This window comes from Aequorivita sublithincola DSM 14238 (assembly GCF_000265385.1).
Taxonomy (GTDB): domain Bacteria; phylum Bacteroidota; class Bacteroidia; order Flavobacteriales; family Flavobacteriaceae; genus Aequorivita; species Aequorivita sublithincola.
The window spans coordinates 1,220,434-1,237,080 of sequence record NC_018013.1 but is presented as its reverse complement, the minus strand read 5'-3'; the positions used below and the strand labels follow the sequence as shown (position 1 = coordinate 1,237,080).

The following is a 16,647-nucleotide window of genomic DNA, read 5'->3' as shown; positions in this document are numbered from 1 at the left end:
ATTATGAAAAAAACACTACAAATAGCAAATATTATAGCCTTCGTGGCAACAGTTTTCATAAACTATCTTTCAAATACTGGAGCGATAAATAACACGACTATTGGCGATATATCAGATTCCTCTAAAAATCTTTTTACTCCAGCTGGTTATGCATTTTCGATATGGGGACTCATTTATTTACTGCTTTTGGGATTTGTAATTTACCAAAGCAGAAGTCTATTTACCAAAGTGCGTGACGATCAGTTTATTTTAAAAACAGGATGGTGGTTTGTGCTTTCTTGCTTCGCCAATATTATGTGGATTACATTTTGGCTTTACGGGTTTATGGAATATTCCATCTTGGCAATTTTCGTGCTTCTCTTTTCACTTTTGAAAATTGTAATGCAAAACCGAATGGAACTTTGGGACGCACCAATTTCTGTAATCGCTTTTCTCTGGTGGCCATTCGTATTTTATAGCGGCTGGGTTACTGTTGCGAGTATCGCGAATGTGGCAGCATATTTAACAAGTATTGAATGGAATGCTTGGGGTTACAGCGAAGCTTCGTGGGCTATTACAATGATACTTATTGCGGGAATAATAAATCTTGCTGTTACTTGGAAAAGAAATATGCGCGAGTTCGCATTAGTTGGAGTTTGGGCTTTAGCCGCAATTGCAGTTGCCAATTGGGAAGTGAGCCAAACAGTTGCTTACACCGCAATTGTTGTGGCGGCAGTACTTTTAGGAAGCAGCAGTTATCATGCTTTCAAAAATCGAACTACAAGTCCTGTGAATAAATGCAAAGAATATTTAAACAAATAATTTCGTATTTCGCACTTCTAAATTCGTATTTCTTTAGACCATTCCTTTTATATCATTTCCCCAAGTTGGGTATGCAAAAATCATTGCTTTAATATTGTCAGTAGTCAGTTTTCCGCACATTGCTAATACAAATAAGTTGATCATTTCACCAGCTTCTGGAGCGATTATATGTGCGCCCAAAACGATATTTCGTTTTGTATCTACGATGGTTTTGTAAGCATATACTTTTTCATTGATACGTTTTGCGTTGAACCATTTCGGAACACTTTTATATTCCACTACATAATCGTATCCTTTTTCTTTTGCCTCTTCTTCTGTTAAACCAATAGAAGCAATTTGCGGGATTGTAAACACAACGGAAGGAACAGGTGGAAAATCTATTTTGGTGTGATTTCCATTTCTTATATTCAACGAAACAACCCGAGCTTCTTGCGAAGAAATCGGCGTTAGTGGAAGCGAACCGCTTGCCGAAACATCGCCACAAGCATAAACACTTTTGTTGGTAGTATTTTGAAGAAATTCATTCACCGAAATTCCACCTTTTTCGAAAGCTACATTTCCTTTTTCCAAATCTAATTCGTCAATTGAAGGAACTCTTCCTGCGGTATTAAAAACCATTCTTGCGTCAATGGATTCAGTTTTACCATTTTTTTTAAAGGAAACTCGATAGTTTTTTTGAAGTTTTTCCACTTTAGAAACTTCTGCGTTAAATATAAATTTAATCCCAAGTTCTTCCGAAGCTTTTGTGAGGTGAGTAACAATGTCTGATTCAAAAGGACCGAGTGGTCTGTCTCCAAATTCAACAACAGTAACTCTTACTCCGCAACGAGCGGCTATATGTGCGAACTCCATCCCAATGTAACCAGCGCCAACAAATACAATGCTTTCGGGAAGTTCTTCCAAATCCAGAAAATCATCGCTTATCATTAAATGTTCTCTTCCGGGAATTTTTAGTTCCATCGGTTTTTGACCGGTTGCAATCACAATTTTCTTTGCTTTTACGGTTTTACCTTCTACTGAAAGTGTGTTTTCATCTAGAAACTGTGGCGATTGGTGATACATCTCTATTCCTGCTTCTTCTAAATCTCGCTCCGTTGCTGCGGGAACGGCATCTGTAAAAGTTGATTTAAATTTCTGAAGTGCCGCCCAATCAATTTTTGGAACGGAAATAATTCCCTTTCCTTTTAAATTTTCTGCAAGTTGGATTGCTTCCGTAAACCCCACTAAAACTTTTTTTGGATCGCAACCTCGTTGTGAGCAAGTGCCACCAAACTCGCGATTATCAGCAATTGCCACTTTCATTCCGTTTGCGACACAATCGTACGCCACACTTTTTCCGGCGGTTCCGGTTCCTATCACAAAAACATCGTATTCTTTTATAGCCATTTTTAATGCCCGCGAAGGCGGGTAACTCTTTTCATAAACCCCAAAGGTTTTAAAAACCTTTGGGGTCAAATTCGATTAATATTTTTTTTCAATTTTAAAAATACAGTTTCAGCTTTGGTATGGGTGTTATTAAAATGATAAAGTTGATAACAAAAACCTTTCAGGTTTTGAAAACTTGGCAGGTTTAGATTAAATTTGCCGCTCAATGAGCAAAACACTCGTTACTTCACTTTATTCACAGTCTTCGCAAACCCGAAAACTAGGGGAAACTATTGTCCAATCCCAATCCAATATTTCAGTTTCAGGACTTATAGGTTCTTCACTTTCGATGGTTTTGGCTAAAACTTTTCGGAATTCGGAATTGCCTTTTCTCTTGATTTTAAACGATAAAGAAGAAGCTGCCTATCATTTAAACGATCTCGAAAATCTTTTGGGAGATAAAAATGTGCTTTTCTATCCTGGAAGTTACCGTCGCCCGTACCAAATTGAAGAAATCGACAATGCCAATGTTTTGCTGCGAAGCGAGGTTTTAAACCGAATCAATTCCCGAAAAAAACCAGCGTTTATTGTTACCTATCCAGAAGCACTTTTTGAAAAAGTGGTTACTCGAAAAGAACTGGAGCGAAACACGCTGAAGATTTCCGTAAACGATCAACTTTCAATAGATTTTGTAAACGAAGTTTTATTTGAATATCGTTTTAAACGCACAGATTTTGTCACCGAACCTGGTGAATTTTCAGTTCGTGGTGGAATTCTGGACGTGTTCAGTTTTAGCAACGACGAACCTTATAGAATCGAATTTTTTGGTGATGAGGTTGACAGTATCCGAACCTTTGATGTAGAAACGCAGCTTTCATTAGAACAAGTGAAAAAGGTTTCTATCATTCCGAACGTAGAAAACAAAACGATAGATGAAAACCGTGAAAGTTTTCTAAAATATATCGCTTCCAAAACGGTAGTTTTTCTTAAAAATGAAGAACTTTTCAGCAGTGCAATTGACAATCTTTTCAAAAAAGCAATCGAAGCTTTTAATGATATAGATTCTGAAATAAAACGGGCAAAGCCTTCGGAATTGTTCTGTTCTTCGGAATTGTTGAAAGGGCAATTAAATGAATTTACAACAGTACATTTAAAAAATTCATCTATTGCGCGTGATGAATCTGATGCGCGCGATGAATCGCGCGCCTACGTAAATTTTCATACAAAACCGCAACCTTCGTTCAACAAACAATTCAACTTATTGATTGAAAATTTGAATGAAAACACTGAAAAGGGATATAAAAATTACATTTTCTGCAGCAGCGAACAACAAGCAAAACGGTTTCAAGATATTTTTGAAGACGCTGAACAGAACGTAAATCAGTTTGAAACTATTGTTTTTCCGTTGTTTCAAGGTTTTATAGATGATGATTTAAAATTGGTTTGCTACACAGATCACCAAATTTTTGAACGCTACCATAAATTTCAACTTAAAAATGGGTACGCCAAAAAACAAGCGATCACTTTAAAGGAAATTACCAACCTTGAAGTTGGCGATTACGTAACCCATATCGATCACGGAATCGGGAAATTTGGCGGTTTACAAAAAATTGAAGTTGAGGGTAAAATGCAGGAAGCCATCAAACTTTTTTATGGGGATCGCGATATTTTGTACCTCAGTATTCATAGTTTACATAAGATTTCAAAATTTAATGGAAAGGATGGAAGAGAGCCCAAAATCTACAAATTGGGCAGCGATGCATGGAAAAAACTAAAGCAAAAAACTAAAACTAGAGTAAAGGAAATTGCTTTTAATTTAATTGAATTATATGCAAAACGCCGCACGCTGAAGGGCTTCGCTTTTGATCCGGATAGTTATTTGCAAGCAGAGTTGGAATCTTCGTTCATTTACGAAGACACTCCAGACCAAAGCACCGCGACCGAAGACGTAAAAAAAGATATGGAAAACGAACGCCCCATGGATCGTTTGGTATGTGGAGATGTAGGTTTCGGAAAGACGGAAGTCGCAATTCGCGCAGCTTTTAAAGCAGTGGATAATGGGAAACAGGTAGCTATTTTGGTTCCGACGACCATTTTAGCTTTTCAACATTTTAAAACATTTACTGAACGTCTTTCCGAAATGCCAGTAAAAGTTGATTATCTCAACCGTTTTAGAACTACAAAAGAGCGCAAAACCGTTTTGGAAGAACTAAAAAACGGAAGACTGGATATTGTAATCGGCACGCATCAATTGGTAAGTAAAGCGGTGGAGTTTAAAGATTTGGGCCTTTTGATTATTGACGAAGAGCAGAAATTTGGTGTAGGTGTAAAAGATAAATTAAAGACAATCAAAGAAAATGTTGATACGTTAACGCTGACGGCAACGCCTATTCCGCGTACGTTGCAGTTCAGTTTGATGGCTGCGCGCGATCTTTCCGTAATCACAACGCCGCCGCCAAACCGCTATCCTGTGGAAACGCACGTTGTTCGTTTTGGGGAAGAAAATATTAGAGATGCGGTGCGTTACGAAATCTCTCGCGGCGGACAGGTTTTCTTCGTTCACAACCGGATTGAAAACATTAAAGAAGTCGCCGGACTAATCCAGCGTTTGGTTCCTGATGCTAAAATAGGAATTGGTCACGGCCAAATGGAAGGGAAAAAACTAGAAGATTTAATGCTTCGATTTATGAATAATGAGTTTGATGTTTTGGTTTCTACAACCATTATTGAAAGCGGTCTCGACGTACCAAATGCGAACACCATTTTCATCAATAACGCTAATAATTTCGGGCTTTCAGATCTGCACCAAATGCGTGGTCGCGTTGGTAGAAGTAATAAAAAAGCATTTTGCTATTTTATTACGCCAGAATATTCCGCAATGACGGATGAAGCGCGAAAACGTATTACTGCGTTGGAACAATTTTCAGAATTAGGGAGTGGAATAAACATCGCAATGAAAGATTTAGAAATCCGTGGCGCAGGTGATTTATTAGGCGGTGAACAAAGTGGCTTTATAAATGAAATTGGTTTTGAAACTTACCAAAAAATCCTTGCCGAAGCGATTGAAGAATTGAAAGATAAGGAGTTTAAAAATCTTTACGATGACACTGAAGGCCCGAAGAAGAATTTCGTAAAAGAGATGACAATTGACACAGATTTCGAACTTCTTTTTTCAGATGAATACGTAAATAATATTACTGAAAGACTAAATCTTTACACAAAACTAAACGAGTTAAAAACTGAAGTGGAACTTCAGAAGTTTGAAAAGGATTTGCTGGATCGTTTTGGCGAATTGCCAGAAGAAGCCAAAGATTTGCTGAACAGCGTCCGCATAAAATGGATTGCAATTTCTATGGGCTTGGAACGCCTAATTATGAAGCAGAAAAAAATGGTCGGTTATTTTGTAGCAGATCAACAAAGTGCTTTTTATCAAAGTCCGTCGTTTTCAAAAGTGTTGCAATACGTACAAATTCATCCTCAAAAAGTAACGATGAAAGAAAAAGAAACTCGCAATGGATTGCGGCTATTGTTGACTTTTGAAGGAATTTCTTCGGTTGATAAAGCACTTCTTGCTTTGGAGCCATTTGAAGATTAACGATTATAGACCTAACAAGTTTCTAATATCTGTTAAGTCTACTAAATCATAGAATGTCGGGCAAATGTCGGGTTAAATTCACTTGAAATTATTGCACTATATTTACTGCCATCGTACTATTGCTTCATAAATTATAATAAAAATGAAACAACCAGAACTTGGCCGAAAAATTTTAGAACTCCGAAAGCAAAAAGGCTTTACGCAGGAGGAACTTGTGGAGCAGTGCAACATAAATGTGAGAACCATTCAGCGTATTGAAGCTGGAGAAGTTACCCCGCGTAGTTTTACGCTAAAAACCATTTTGAATGTTTTGGGTGAAGATTTGGAAAATCTAAAAGAAGTTAATTCTTTGGATTCTGAAAATTTCAATTTTAATGAAATAGGCCACTCTTCCTTTTACATAAAACTCGCTTGGATTAGTGGAATAATCTACTTTCTTTCTGGCTTTGTTGAATTTGCCGTTGACTATGCAAGATTTTACGAAGACGAATTAATAATTTCAAAAGGCGCGTATATCAGTATGAAGTTTATTGTGTTGATCGCTTATATTTATTTTATTTGGGGTTTTGTTTTAAGTGGTAAAATCTTCAATAATTATTTGTTGAAAATTGGAGCATTCTTTCTAATCGGCACTGGCATTTTGTTTTATGGCTACGATATGGTTTCTTTATATACTGAACCATTTTTTATGGAATATGTTTTAGTAACTCAATCCATTTTCTGCGGAATCGGAAGTTTTATTTTTGGTTTTGCACTTTTGCGATTAGTAAAACCGATGGGAAACATCTCTCAAATTGCTGGCGGATTCGAAATAGCCAGTGGCGTCTTTTTTATATTAGTTTTTATTGCGTGGTTGGGGCTCATCTTTTTAATTCCGGCTGTGATTTTACAAATTATCTTGCTTTATAAAATTGGAGAAGTTGTGAAAAATGAAAGAGATTCGCGTTTACACGGGAATTAAAAATGATAAAAAGCATTCTCCAAATGTTCCAATTTTTCTACTTTTTGATTTTTCAGAATAGCAATAATATCGAAACGGACTTCAACATCAAGTTCATTTGAAATTATATATTCATTAGCAGCTTTTACTAAATTTTTAATTTTTGCAGGCGTTACAAAACTCTGCGGATCACCGAAAAAATCGCTGTTTCGCGTTTTTACTTCAACAATTACAATAGTGTTTTCTTCTTTTTGAGCAATAATGTCAATTTCGGCTTTGTCGAAATAAAAGTTACGCCGTAGGATTTTATAACCGTTTTTTAGTAAATATTGAGCGGCTATTTCTTCTCCAATTTTTCCTAATTCGTTGTGTGATGCCATTTTTATTAACGATTATTTATTTTTCGAACTTTAAAATTGAACATTGACAATTGAAGATTGAACATTAACTTTCACTTTCCTTCCCATAATCAATGCCCGATTATCCACGATATGTCCTGCTGGAAAATTAAAAATTACTGGATAATTGTATTCTTTCACCAAATCCATAATAGTTTCTTCGGCCGTTTTACCGAAGTACACTTTATTGTCTTTCATCTGCGTCATTCCGCCAATAATCAACGCTTTCAAGTTTTTTAAATAACCACTTCGCTTTAAATTCATCATCATTCTATCAACGTGATACAACATTTCATCTAAATCTTCAATAAAAAGAATTTTACCATCGCTTTTCATTGCCGAAGCACTTCCGATTAACGAATAGAGCACAGACAAATTTCCACCAATTAATTCACCCGAAATTATTCCTTGCGAAGTTTGGAGTTTTTTCTGTTGAAACTCAATTTTATAATCTTCCCCAAACAAAACTTTCCGAATTGATTCTCTTGCTTCTTTAGTTTTATTTTCAATTTCCAAACACATTTGCGCGTGAAGCGTTTCAATCCCAAAATTATGAATATGTGAATGCAAAACTGTAACATCGCTATAACCAATAATCCATTTTGGATGCTTTTTGAAAGCTGAAAAATTAAGTTTATCAACGATCCGAACTGTTCCATAACCGCCACGAGCGCACCAAATGGCTTTAATTTTTGGATCGTCCATCATTTGCTGAAAATCTGCTGCACGCAAGTCATCATTTCCTGCAAATTGATTTTCCTCGGCACCGATGGTTTTTCCTAAAACGGCTTTTAAACCCCAACTTTCAAGTAAATGAATTGCAGGTTGTAATTCTTCTTTCGAAATTTTCCGCGCTGTGGAAACTATGGCAACAGTATCGCCCTTTTGTAGAGATGTAGGTGTTATCATGAATCGATTTAAAACCACAAATTACTACATTTATATGTACTTTTGTCATCTCAAAAAAAATTATGGATCAGAACCCGAATAGGTACACGATTACTGCCGCTTTACCATACACAAATGGACCCGTTCACATTGGCCATTTGGCAGGTGTTTATGTGCCGGCAGATATTTACGCGCGTTTTCAAAGACTTCAAAATAAGGATGTTGCCTTTATTTGCGGAAGTGACGAACACGGAGTGCCAATTACTATTAAAGCGAAAAAAGAAGGAATAACGCCGCAACAAGTTGTGGATAAATATCACGCAATTATCAAAAAGAGTTTTGAAGACTTCGGGATTTCTTTTGACAATTACTCGCGTACTTCTGCTGAAATTCATCATAAAACTGCTTCAGAATTTTTCAAAAAACTCTATGAAGAAGGCAAATTTACTGAGGAAGTTACCGAACAATTATATGACGAAGAAGCCAATCAGTTTCTAGCAGATAGATATATTACTGGAACTTGCCCTAAATGTGGTAATGAAGAAGCCTACGGCGACCAATGCGAAAAATGTGGCACTAGTTTAAACGCAACCGATTTAATAAATCCAAAAAGTGCAATATCTGGGAATGTTCCAATTCTGAAAGAAACAAAACACTGGTTTTTACCTTTGAATGACTATGAAGATTTCCTAAAACAATGGATTCTCGTTGATCATAAAAAAGATTGGAAAACTAATGTTTACGGTCAGTGTAAAAGCTGGATTGATGACGGTTTACGCCCTCGCGCCGTAACTCGCGATTTGGATTGGGGAATTCCAGTTCCGATTGAAGGAGCAGACGGAAAAGTACTTTATGTTTGGTTTGATGCGCCTATCGGCTATATTTCTTCAACCAAAGAATGGGCGGAGCGTGAAGGAAAAAATTGGAAAGATTATTGGAAAAATGAAGAAACTAAAATGCTTCACTTTATTGGGAAAGACAATATTGTTTTTCATTGTATTATTTTTCCTGCAATGTTGAAAGCCGAAGGAAGTTACATTCTTCCTGAAAACGTTCCAGCCAATGAATTTTTAAATCTTGAAGGCAACAAAATTTCTACCAGTAAAAACTGGGCAGTTTGGTTGCACGAGTATTTAGAAGATTTTCCAAACCAACAAGATGCGTTACGGTACACTTTAACTGCAAACGCGCCAGAAACAAAGGATAACGATTTTACCTGGGCAGATTTTCAAGCTAGAAATAATAATGAATTAGTTGCCATCTTCGGAAACTTCATCAATCGCGTAATGGTTTTAACCGATAAATATTACGATGGAATTGTTCCAGAACCAGCAACGTTTTCAGAAATTGATCAGCAGACTTTAACCGAATTAAAAGCATATCCTTCAGTAATTGCAAGTTCTTTGGAGCGCTGCCGTTTCCGAGAAGCACAAGGAGAATTAATGAACGTTGCCCGTCTCGGAAATAAATATTTAGCAGACGAAGAACCGTGGAAGACCATCAAAACGGATGAAGAACGCACAAAAACGGTAATGTTTGTTGCTTTGCAAATTGCTTCCGCTTTAGCTATTTTAAGTGAACCGTTTTTACCGTTTACCTCGGATAAATTGAAAAATATGTTGAATGTCACCCTGAGCGCAGTCGAAGGGTCTATTCAATGGAACGACGTTTCAACAAAATCAGAACTACTAAAACCCGGCCACAAAATAAACAAAGCAGAACTACTCTTCAGCAAAATAGAAGACGAACAAGTTCAAACACAATTAGACAAACTACAAAAAACAAAAATGGATAATACGAAGGAGAAAGAAGAAACAGTTTCTGTTGAGGTTGCGGAATTGATGCCGCAGAAAGAAACTATTCAATACGATGATTTCGTAAAACTAGATATGCGCGTTGGAACTATTATTGAAGCCGAAAAAATGCCGAAAGCAGATAAACTTTTGGTTTTAAAAGTTGATACTGGCATTGATGTACGCACCATTGTTTCTGGCATTGCAGAAAGTTTTAAAGCTGAAGAAATTATCGGTAAAAAAGTTACTGTATTAGTAAATCTTGCACCACGTGCACTTCGCGGTGTGGAAAGTCAAGGAATGATTTTAATGACGGAGGATGCGGATGGGAAATTGGTTTTTGTAAATCCAAGCGAAGAAGGAGTTCAGAATGGGGCAACGATTAATTAATTATTTTTATATAATCATAAGTCCTTCGAAAGAGTAGAAATTACTGGTCTCTCGGAGGATTTAATTTTACCGAAATGACAGCTATTCTAACCTTTATAACCTCCCAAACCCAACTTCCGAAAAAAAGCGTTGAAAACACCGTCAAGCTTTTAAACGAAGATTGCACCATTCCTTTTATCTCGCGTTACCGAAAAGAATTGACGGGCAATCTAGATGAGGTGCAAATTGGCGATATCGTAAAGTTTAAAGAGCAATTTGAAGTAGTTGAAAAGCGAAAACTTGCAATTCTGAAAACTTTGGAAGAACAAGAAGTTTTGACTTCAGAACTTCAGAAAAAAATTGAAGAAGCGACAGATTTAATCACGTTGGAAGATTTGTATTTGCCGTTTAAAAAGAAGCGAAAAACCAAAGCAGATACCGCCCGCGAAAACGGTTTAGAGCCTTTAGCGAAAATAATAATGGCCCAATCCCGAAGTCTCGGGACTGCCGATATTTCTTCAATTGCTTTAAAATATGTGAAAGGCGAAGTGAAGTCCGAAGAAGAAGCTTTGGAAGGCGCACGCCACATTATTGCCGAATGGATAAACGAACGCGCCGATATACGGAATATGCTTCGGAACCAATTGGAACGTTACGCAACAATTTCAACTAAAGTTGTAAAGAAATTTATAGATGATGAAAAAGCACAGAAATTTCGCGATTATTTTGATTGGAACGAAGCCTTAAACAAAATTCCTTCGCATAGATTATTAGCAATTCTTCGTGCTACTTCAGAAGGATTTATTCGGAATAAAATAGAGATAGATGATGAAAAAGCACTTTCCAAAATTGAACAAAAAATTATAAAATCTAAAGATGCCACTTCAGAACAAATAAAACTTGCCATTGAAGATAGTTATAAGCGGCTGTTACTTCCAGCGCTTTCCAACGAAGCCCTTTCCGCAGCAAAAGAGAAAGCAGATGAAACTGCAATCAATGTTTTTGCCAAAAATTTAAAACAACTTTTGCTCGGTTCACCCTTGGGTGAAAAACGTGTTCTGGCGATTGATCCTGGGTTTAAATCAGGTTGCAAAGTGGTTTGTCTCGATGCACAAGGGGGTTTGGAGCACAATGAAACTATTTATCCGCACGCTCCAAAGAATGATATGAAAGGCGCAATGAACAAAATAAGTTCGCTTGCCGATGCTCATAAAATTGAAGCAATTGCAATAGGAAACGGAACGGCTTCGCGAGAAACGGAGCAATTTATAAAACGAATTCACTTTAAAAATCCGATGCAGGTTTTTGTGGTTAGCGAAGCTGGAGCTTCTATTTATTCAGCTTCAAAAATTGCGCGCGATGAGTTTCCAAATTATGATGTTACCGTTCGTGGATCGGTTTCCATTGGTCGTCGTTTACAAGATCCTTTGGCGGAGTTAGTGAAAATTGATGCGAAATCCATTGGCGTTGGGCAATATCAGCACGATGTAGATCAAACAAAATTGAAGAGTTCATTGGATACTTCAGTAGAATTATGCGTGAATGCGGTTGGTGTAAACATCAATACCGCAAGCATTCCATTGTTGAGTTATGTTTCTGGAATCGGACCAAAACTTGCTGAGAATGTATTTAACTTTCGAGAGGAAAACGGTGCTTTTGCTTCAAGAGAAGAAATAAAAAAAGTACCACGTTTGGGCGGAAAGGCTTTTGAACAAGCTGCTGGATTTCTTCGAATAAAAAGCGGTGAAAATCCTTTGGATGATTCTTCTGTACATCCCGAAAGTTATAAAGTTGTTTCAAAAATGGCGACGGATGAAAAGGTTAGAATTTCAGAATTAATAGGAAACAAAACACTTCTTCAGAAAATAAATCTAGAAAAATATACTTCAGAAAAAATTGGACTTCCTACGTTAAAAGACATTATTAAAGAATTAGAAAAACCAGGATTAGACATTCGAGAAGAAGCTAAAGTTTTCACTTTCAATCAAAACATAAAAAATATTACCGATTTACAAGAAGGTCAACTGTTGCCCGGAATTGTGAATAACATTACTAATTTCGGCTGTTTTGTAGATGTTGGGATTAAAGAAAGTGGCTTGATTCACGTTTCAAATCTTTCAGATTCTTTTGTAAAAGATGTAAATGAGCACGTTCATTTGCATCAACAAATTGTTGTAAAAGTTTTGGATGTAGATGTGGAACGTAAACGAATTCAATTGAAATTGCATAAATTAAATTAACGCGTTAATTATTTCCAAATGTCTGGCAAACGTTTCGCCTCATGGCTTTTAAAGGCTAATTTTGCTAACTTTATTATTAACCTTTCCCAACGTTTCGTTTATGACAAAGCCTAGAATCGCACTTGTCATTGGAATTATTTGTATTTCTATTTTTCCAATTTTGGTGAAACTTAAACTTTCACCTCCCATTATTTCAGCTTTTTATAGAATGGCAATCGCATCGGTTGTGTTGGTTCCGTTTGCTTTGTTTTCAGGGAAATTAAAAATTCCTTCCGTAAAATTGCTGATAATCACCATAATATGTGGTTGTGTGTTTGCTTTGGATGTTGCGGTCTGGAATATTGCCATTCAAGAATCATCCGCTACTCAGGCTACACTTCTTGCGAATCTTTCCCCAGTTTGGGTTGGGATTGGGGCATTTTTCTTTTTAAGGAATAAACCAACACGCAATTTTTGGATTGGAACCATTATCGCCATTTTTGGTATGATAACCCTAGTAGGCTTTCACTTTTTTGTGAACTTGGATTTTAATCTGGCCTTTATATTTGCAATTCTTTCAGGGATATTTTATGCAATATATTTATTGATCAGCAAATTCGTACTTTACGATTTTGACGTGCTTCCTTTTATTACGCTAAGCACCTTTACATCCGCAATTTTTCTTGGAATAATTAGCTATTTTATGAATGAACCTTTTACGGGTTTTACCGAAACAGGTTGGATCAGCTTAGTAGTTCAAGGTCTTATTTGTCAATTAACGGCATGGTTACTCGTGGGTTATGCAACCAAACATATGCGTGCAACAAGAGTTTCAGTTAGTTTATTGGGACAAGCAGTTTTAACGACTCTTTTTGCTTGGATGTTTATAGGTGAAGATGTTACTTTTCAAATGATTGTGGGGGGAATTATTCTTCTGTTTGGAATACGAATAACTTTTTATTCAAAGAAGATTCCGCTTATAGGAAAGGTGATAATAAACTCAGAAATTACTTCAAAAAGTTAATTGAGTTGTATTGAAGTAATTTTTTTATTAGGTTACGACAATACTATTTTATTATGCTAAAAATTGCTTATCACTCTCTTTACGTATATCCTTTGCCTGAAAAACATCGGTTCCCGATGGAAAAATATGAACTGCTACCAAAACAATTGTTACACGAAGGTACTTGCGTGGCAGAAAATTTTTTTGAATCGAAAATGCCTTCGGAAGAAGATATTTTAGCAGTCCATACAAAGGAATATTTTGAAAGTTTAGTTAATCTAACTATTGATAGCAGAGCTGCTAGAAAAATAGGTTTTCCTTTATCGGAAGCCCTTATTGACCGAGAACTTAGAATTGCGCAAGGGACGATTGAAGGTTCAGAACATGCTTTAAAATATGGTGTTGCCTTCAATATTGCAGGTGGTACTCATCACGCATATACCAATCGCGGCGAAGGATTTTGCATGCTGAACGATCAAGCCATTGCTTCGAAATATCTTCAAAATAATGGCCTTGCAAATAAAATATTAATTGTGGACTTGGATGTGCATCAGGGAAATGGGACAGCTGAAATTTTTCTAAATGACGACTCTGTTTTCACATTTTCAATGCACGGCGCTGGTAATTATCCGTTCAATAAAGAAAAAAGCGATTTGGACATTGCCATTCCCGATGGCAGTGGCGATGAAGTTTATCTTCAGAAATTAAAAGAAACACTTCCAAAGTTAGTTGAAGAACAAAAGCCAGGTTTTATCTTTTATTTAGCTGGAGTTGATATTTTAGAAACCGACAAATTGGGAAGGCTAAATTGTACAATTGAGGGTTGTAAAGAACGCGATCGTTTTGTTTTACAATTGTGCAAAGATTTACATATTCCAGTTCAGGTTAGCATGGGCGGTGGTTATTCCCCAGAAATAAAAACGATTATTGAGGCGCACGCGAATACGTTTCGAATGGCGCAGAAAATTTTCTTTTGAATATGGGGAAAAAGAAAAAAGATAAATCTGAGAAGAAAAAAGGGCTCAAAAAAGATTGCTGTGAAAAATACCTAAAAAAAGGAGAACACAAACGCTGCAAGCGCTGCCCCTGTTTTGATATGACGGAAACTCAACGTTTGCAGCGGTTTGATAATTTGGAAATCGATTTTAGTTCCAAAGATTAAAAATCATAAATAAAGCCCAAGTTTTATTTTCCAATACGGCAATTTCTCTTCAAAATATTCGAAATACGGTTTTAGCGCTTCGGGGTTTTCAAGAGTTTTTTGAGCGCTTTTTATTTGCTGAATTTCTTCGGAAGAAATGAATTGTGAAAAATCGAAATCCGTTCCCAATTGATGCATTTTTATAAAATGGATGTAAATGGAATCTTCTGAGAGCCCGCGTTTTTCTGCAATTTCTGAAGGCGAAAAATTTTCGTCTGCAAACATTTTATAACTGTGTTCGTGCGTTGGCAAATCGCTTTCCAACCCATCCAAATGCCGATTGATAATTTTTAAAAATTCATCGGCATATTTTTCAAGCTTTGCCTCACCAACTCCAGAAATCTCCGCAAACTCTTCTCGGTTTCGCGGTTTTTTATGTTCCATATCTTCTAGAGCTGCGTCGCTAAAAACTATATATGCTGGCATACCGATTTCCTGTGCCAACTTTAAACGAAGCGTTTTCAGTTTGTCAAAAAGATCGGCTCGTTTTCGTGGAGCTCTTTCGGTTTTCACTTTTTCAACTTCTTGAATGATGTTTGCCAGTCGAACTGTTTTCCCTTCAAACAAAACCATTTTGGCAAAGGGTGTAAGCAATAACCTACCGTTTTCGTGAAAATAGATTTGTAAAACCCCTTGATTCAATAATTGTATAACGTATTGCTGTAAATCTCGCCAAGAGATGTCTTTTGCAGCACCGAAGGTTTTTAGGTTTTGATAGCCTTTATCAAAAACTTGAGCATTTTGAGCGCCGCGTAAAACGTCTAAAACCATTCCCATCGCTTCCTGCTCTTGAAGTCTGGTAACTGCCGAACATACTTTTTGAGCAATAAGCGTTCCGTCAAAATATTTTGGTGGCGTTTTACAAATGTCACAATTGCCACAATCTTCTGTAATATGTTCTCCAAAATAACCGAGCAAAGCTTTCCTTCGGCAACTTAAAGCTTCTGCAAATTGTTGCATGCGTTCCAATTTTGCTAATTGATAGGCTTCGGTTTCGGTGCCTTCGGCAAACTTCCGAAGCATAATTACATCAGCAAAACTGTAAAAAAGGATTGTGTGTGCTGGCAAACCATCGCGACCACTTCTTCCTATTTCCTGATAATACCCATCAATATTTTTGGGCATATTATAATGAATTACCCAACGAACGTTGCTTTTGTCTATGCCCATTCCGAAGGCAATGGTGGCAACGATTATAGGTGAAACGTCATTGATAAAATTTTCTTGAATTTGCGTTCTTTCTTCAGAAGTTAATCCTGCGTGATAGGCTTCAGCTTTATATCCTTTTGAGGAAAGTGTTGCAGCTAGCTTCTCTGTGCTTTTTCGACTTAAACAATAGATTATGCCACATTCATCGCGATGAATTTTCAGAAAATCGAGAATTTGTTTATTTCGGTTTTGACCGGGGCGCACATCTAGATACAAATTTGGCCTATCAAAAGAAGCGATAAATGTTTTTGCATTTGGAATTGACAATTGTGCGGCAATATCTTCACGTGTGGCACGATCTGCTGTAGCGGTTAAAGCGATTAAAGGAACTGTTGGAAATTGCTCTTTTAAACTTTTAAGTTGCGTATAAGCAGGACGAAAATCGTGGCCCCAACTAGAAATACAATGGGCTTCATCTATGGCGAAAAGATTTATTTTTATTGAATTCAATATAAAATTTAACTGTGGAAGACTTTCTGGAGCAACGTAAAGTAACTTTAAATTTCCATTTTGTAGCTCTTTTAAAACCTGTTGTTGCTCTTCATAAGGTTGCGAACTATTGAAGAAAGTTGCTGAAATACCGTTCGCTTTTAAGGCATCCACTTGATCCTTCATTAAAGCGATCAATGGAGAGATTACTATTGCCGTTCCATCCAAAGCCAAAGCCGGAAGTTGAAAACACAATGATTTTCCACCGCCTGTCGGCATAATGGCAATGGTATCTTTTTGATCTAAAATGTTGTTTATTATTTCTTCTTGATTTGGAAGAAATTTATCGTAGCCGAAATGCGTTTTGAGCAAATCTGCAATGTTGTGCTGGGTAGTTGTTTCCATTTTTGTAAAAATAAAGATTTGAAATTTAAAAA

12 protein-coding genes are annotated in these 16,647 nt (G+C 36.7%); 8 read left to right on the top strand and 4 right to left on the bottom strand.

The window, feature by feature from the left end; genetic code table 11:
* Window positions 1–3 precede the first annotated feature (3 nt).
* Complete coding sequence (locus AEQSU_RS05705; protein ID WP_014781907.1) at window positions 4–801, top strand: hypothetical protein; 798 nt, start codon at window positions 4–6, stop codon at window positions 799–801.
* 33 nt (window positions 802–834) lie between these two features.
* On the opposite strand, the gene AEQSU_RS05700 is transcribed toward AEQSU_RS05705, so the two are convergent.
* Window positions 835–2,187 (bottom strand): dihydrolipoyl dehydrogenase family protein, encoded by a 1,353-nt coding sequence (locus AEQSU_RS05700; RefSeq protein ID WP_042492331.1) that lies wholly within the window; start codon window positions 2,185–2,187, stop codon window positions 835–837.
* A gap of 205 nt (window positions 2,188–2,392) precedes the next feature.
* Between AEQSU_RS05700 and mfd the strand changes: the two genes are divergently transcribed.
* A complete protein-coding gene (gene mfd / locus AEQSU_RS05695; protein WP_014781905.1) occupies window positions 2,393–5,761 on the top strand; it encodes a transcription-repair coupling factor in 3,369 nt (1,122 codons plus the stop codon).
* Window positions 5,762–5,903: 142 nt separating this feature from the next.
* The gene (locus AEQSU_RS16115; RefSeq protein ID WP_014781904.1) at window positions 5,904–6,722 is read left to right on the top strand and encodes a helix-turn-helix domain-containing protein; all 819 of its coding nucleotides are present in this window, start codon (window positions 5,904–5,906) and stop codon (window positions 6,720–6,722) included.
* Here the strand turns inward: AEQSU_RS16115 and AEQSU_RS05685 are convergent.
* Window positions 6,719–7,081 carry a YraN family protein gene (locus AEQSU_RS05685; protein ID WP_014781903.1) on the bottom strand — a complete coding sequence of 121 codons (363 nt, stop codon included), beginning with the start codon at window positions 7,079–7,081 and terminating at the stop codon, window positions 6,719–6,721. The genes AEQSU_RS16115 and AEQSU_RS05685 overlap by 4 nt on opposite strands.
* 30 nt (window positions 7,082–7,111) lie before the next feature.
* On the bottom strand, window positions 7,112–8,008 hold the full coding sequence (locus AEQSU_RS05680) for a S66 peptidase family protein (RefSeq protein ID WP_042491680.1): 897 nt from the start codon (window positions 8,006–8,008) through the stop codon (window positions 7,112–7,114).
* 62 nt (window positions 8,009–8,070) lie between these two features.
* On the opposite strand from AEQSU_RS05680, the gene metG reads away from it, so the two are divergent.
* The 5 genes from metG (at window position 8,071) to AEQSU_RS05655 (ending at window position 14,533) form a co-directional block, all read left to right on the top strand.
* Window positions 8,071–10,170, top strand: coding sequence for a methionine--tRNA ligase (gene metG / locus AEQSU_RS05675; protein WP_014781901.1), 2,100 nt, complete (start codon window positions 8,071–8,073; stop codon window positions 10,168–10,170).
* Between the two features lie 74 nt (window positions 10,171–10,244).
* On the top strand, window positions 10,245–12,389 hold the full coding sequence (locus AEQSU_RS05670; protein WP_014781900.1) for a Tex family protein: 2,145 nt from the start codon (window positions 10,245–10,247) through the stop codon (window positions 12,387–12,389).
* Window positions 12,390–12,489: 100 nt separating this feature from the next.
* The gene (locus AEQSU_RS05665; RefSeq protein WP_014781899.1) at window positions 12,490–13,392 is read left to right on the top strand and encodes a DMT family transporter; all 903 of its coding nucleotides are present in this window, start codon (window positions 12,490–12,492) and stop codon (window positions 13,390–13,392) included.
* Between the two features lie 53 nt (window positions 13,393–13,445).
* On the top strand, window positions 13,446–14,348 hold the full coding sequence (locus AEQSU_RS05660; protein ID WP_014781898.1) for a histone deacetylase family protein: 903 nt from the start codon (window positions 13,446–13,448) through the stop codon (window positions 14,346–14,348).
* Window positions 14,349–14,350: 2 nt separating this feature from the next.
* The gene (locus AEQSU_RS05655; protein ID WP_042491677.1) at window positions 14,351–14,533 is read left to right on the top strand and encodes a hypothetical protein; all 183 of its coding nucleotides are present in this window, start codon (window positions 14,351–14,353) and stop codon (window positions 14,531–14,533) included.
* 3 nt (window positions 14,534–14,536) lie between these two features.
* Here the strand turns inward: AEQSU_RS05655 and recQ are convergent, their stop codons facing one another.
* Window positions 14,537–16,615 carry a DNA helicase RecQ gene (gene recQ / locus AEQSU_RS05650; RefSeq protein ID WP_014781897.1) on the bottom strand — a complete coding sequence of 693 codons (2,079 nt, stop codon included), beginning with the start codon at window positions 16,613–16,615 and terminating at the stop codon, window positions 14,537–14,539.
* Between the last annotated feature and the right edge of the window lie 32 nt (window positions 16,616–16,647).